Genomic DNA, 3,221 nt, shown 5'->3' with positions numbered 1-3,221 from the left:
TATGTACAGGTATGTCTAGTATTGTACAGGTTTTTGTCTTCTAGAAAAACCTCATGGTTCCGATTAAAGTACCTGTTGTGTTTGCTGCTAAACCAGTAATCATAATATTTATGTTCTGCTCTGGGGTAGCGACATTATTCCCCGTTGCAGTTAAGTTTTGTGGGGTGTCTGATGCAAGGGCGATCGCATCCATTCCCGTTACCGCAGTTGTATCAATTTGAAGCGAAAAGTCGCAACTGGTATCAATTTTTAGGCTTTGGATTAAGTCAATAGTCCAATTTGGTTCTCCTGACGGGATAGTAAGTAAAGTATACGTCCCGTTCTCAACGAGAAAGTTAATCCCCACGAATTGATTACTTTTGAATCCCCTTCCGTCTAATCCCAGTAAATCAGAAAAGAAAAAGTATTTTTCTATATTTCCATTGCCAGGAAAACGAATTGACGGCCTGTTGTTATCATTGGCGTTGATAAACTTTTTCCACTCACTTGCGTCGGTGTTGGGTGGTGTAATAGCTGCCGTATAGTTCAAATAACTTGCGCCAGTAACAGAACCATCCAAACCAGGGGGGCCAGTAATAACAACTTGGGAACCGATCGCAATATTCACCCCAACAGCTGTATTGTTCCCCCCAAGATTCCTAACGGTGATCGTATCAGGATTAGAGGCTTTTGCCATGACTGTGAAATTACCCGCCGTGGCAATATTGACTGGAACTCCCGTGTTGAAACCTGATGACTTAGCCACCGAAACCACAACAGTGCCATTGACCGCCGGCATAGTGAAAGCCACCGTTGTTTGTGTAATCGAACTGGCCCCATCGGTTCCAGCTGGACCGGTAGGACTAACTTTTCTATCAGTAGCGATCGCAGTTGTGGGATCAGCACCACCACCCTTGTACTGAACGGTCATCGTGGTGGCCGTGTTAACGGCTGTAACTAAATAATCTGGAATCGAAATCAAGAACCTTTCGTTGTGCTACGTCAACCCCTCTTACCTGTAGCTGGCTATAAATCTTGGCAAAGGCAATAGCATCAGCAAAACTAAGGTCTAAAGTCTTAATGCACCCATCGTTAGGATCGTGGCTGATCTTAGTAATACCCAAGTTGGGACTGGGATAATCCCAAGCGATCGCAAACTCATAGTCCCCTGGATCTAGGCTACCGGTACCGGTAGCTACTGAGGTAATCCCCCCGTACCCCCACAAGTTAAAATCACCATCGTTATTGACTGGAACTGACCCCACCACAGTACCGTTGGACAAGTCAGAAATTATTAGCAGTTGCTCTGTGTCGCTCTCTACTATTACAGGGGTAAGTTCTGTGATTTGTCCCCCAAAACGCACAAATATCTTCATCTGAGGAATAGACCGAACCGCGTCGGTATTCCCTGCAATCAAGATATCGGGATAATTAGCCCTTATTGCTGTGGGTAAGGTGATCGCTACTTCAATACGACCATTTGTCCCCACAGTAACAGGGTCTGACCAATCAGAAGCGGTGGCGGTTCCTGCTTCTGTGCTGATAATCGTTCTTAGGGCTTCTGTACTAAGGAGAGATTCCCCGTCTTGGTAGCAGTTAAGTCCCCCGTTCCTCATCCCTGAGATGGCAATTTTTTGGTTAGCGGTATCGGGTAAGATTCCCTGCGTTAATGGTAGTTCGGTATTGGTGGCGAAGAAATGGCCAATACTTTGACTTCCAGTGACCACCAGCCCTTTCCCTGATAATCGTTTCACCCCCAAGGTATCGGGGACAATTAAAGCTTTCTTGCCATCAGCAAAGACTGATTCTCCCAAGAATACAGAGTTTGTGGGGATGCCAAAAACCCCGTCATCCTTGAAATATACTGTGATGCGATCGCCGTCTCCAACAACGGCATTGGTGGTAAATTCAACCTCTAGGGCGTACCCCTGTTGCAAGGGGGAATCTAAAAAATAAAAAGGGATTCCGTTCCAAAGGGAATCCTCACTAATACTGTTCTCTAACGTGCCGTCAAACCTGCGAATTACGGCTTTAACGATTAGATTTATCTTACCACTCAGTACACCTGCACCTAACTCGGTGCTACCGTTCAATTTAGCGATTAAACTGACTTGGGTATCGGTGGGCAACACAACCCCAGTCCCTTCGTTCAAACCGTTGAGTAGCCACAGTTTTATTGGTGTTGAACTTTCCCCTAGTCCGGACCAGGGAGGGGATATTATCCCGTAATAGCCTGGCTGTGGGTCAACTGGGATATTCGGGATGGGTACATTGCACCCACCTTTCCATCTCAACCCACTTCTCAAAGTTGTGGTATTTGGCAAGTACAAGCCATTCCCGTAAACTTGCACCCATGAGGGGTTTTGCCCGTACCATCCTTCCCCGTCCCACTGATAATATTTACTTTCTCCTGTAACCTCTCGAATCGCTCCATTAACCAAATTGGTGGGAAGATTGGCAAACGTTTCCACCCTCCCATCTAATATAAAGTCTTCATCTTTACTGAGTTCTATGGTCAAGGGGAGACTGCGATCGCTTTGCTGATCTGAGTCAATTACCCAGGCGATCGCTAATAGCTTCGCTTGGGTTTCATCATTGGTAATGGCGGCACCCAAAGCAAACCCAAAGGGCTGTAGTCCAGACGGTCGGGCTGTCGCGTTGACCGTGAATTGTAGTTTTTCCCCCGCCTGTACATTAATCTGGCCCATTGCTGTTGCCAGGTTAATTCCTCCCCTGGCAATCCCGTAAACAAAATAGTAAAAACTGGTGGACTGTGTAGTTGCGCCACCAGTAGTAGGAGAGAGACTAAAATCCCCAGTATTAAACCTTTCTTTTAATGATGCGTAGGTTGAAATAGCCAAATCAATTAATATTTAATAATTAATAACTGATAGTCCTATTATATACTATTTAAATAGATATTTAATATTAAAACTTTATATCAAAAACTAAATTTATTTACTCTCTAATCTTTAAACTATGTTCGGACTTTAGGGATAAAATGTTCGGAGCTAAAATGATTTATGTTCGGACTTTAAGTATCTAATGTTCGGACTTCAAGTCAACAACTGAACGCTAATATCAACATCTTTTCCAAGAGTTAAAACAATATTTTTGTAATATCCTCCATCAGTATCAACTTTTCCACTTCTACTATCTCCAAAAACTCTCCATCTTTTACCCTGAAAAATTACCGAAAATCGGAGCATGAAAGCCCCTGGCTTCAGACATGGGGATGAAAT

Annotated in this window: 3 protein-coding genes; all 3 read right to left on the bottom strand. The window is 44.2% G+C overall.

All coding sequences use genetic code 11. The features are described from left to right. Positions 1 to 40: 40 nt before the first annotated feature. Positions 41 to 961 (bottom strand): hypothetical protein, encoded by a 921-nt coding sequence (locus P9B04_RS18015; RefSeq protein ID WP_342056359.1) that lies wholly within the window; start codon positions 959 to 961, stop codon positions 41 to 43. After that, a complete protein-coding gene (locus P9B04_RS18010; protein WP_342056358.1) occupies positions 924 to 2,840 on the bottom strand; it encodes a hypothetical protein in 1,917 nt (638 codons plus the stop codon). The genes P9B04_RS18015 and P9B04_RS18010 overlap by 38 nt, the downstream gene beginning before the upstream one ends. A 195-nt stretch (positions 2,841 to 3,035) precedes the next feature. Further along, positions 3,036 to 3,221: hypothetical protein (locus tag P9B04_RS18005; RefSeq protein ID WP_342056357.1), on the bottom strand; the 186-nt coding region annotated here is incomplete at its 5' end.

The sequence above is a fragment of the Crocosphaera sp. Alani8 genome (assembly GCF_038442745.1).
Taxonomy (GTDB): Bacteria; Cyanobacteriota; Cyanobacteriia; order Cyanobacteriales; family Microcystaceae; genus Crocosphaera.
This window is presented reverse-complemented; position numbering and strand designations above follow the sequence as displayed.